The 308-nt window shown below is 76.0% G+C and carries 1 protein-coding gene; it reads right to left on the reverse strand.

Features of this window, described 5'->3' with window-relative positions; genetic code table 11:
- Positions 1–119: aldo/keto reductase (locus tag JHD80_RS29340; protein WP_199093862.1), on the reverse strand; the 119-nt coding region annotated here is incomplete at its 3' end.
- Positions 120–308 lie beyond the last annotated feature (189 nt).

The following is a 308-nucleotide window of genomic DNA, read 5'->3' on the forward strand; positions in this document are numbered from 1 at the left end:
GGCGAGGTATCGAGGAGGTTGATGCCGGCCGCGAGCGCGGCACGGACCGTGTCCTGCGCCGTGACCTCGTCGAGATGGCCATAGAGATCGCCGAGCGGCGCGCCGCCGAAGCCGATCAGGCTGGGGCCTGTCTCTTATACACATCTCCGAGCCCACGAGACTCTAGGCGCGATCTCGTATTCCGTCTTCTGCTTGAAAAAAGGGGGGGGGGGGGGGGGGGGGGGGGGGGGGGGGGGGGGGGGGGGGGGGGGGGGGGGGGGGGGGGGGGGGGGGGGGGGGGGGGGGGGGGGGGGGGGGGGGGGGGGGGG

This window comes from Allobosea sp. ASV33 (assembly GCF_016428755.1).
Classification (GTDB): domain Bacteria; phylum Pseudomonadota; class Alphaproteobacteria; order Rhizobiales; family Beijerinckiaceae; genus Allobosea.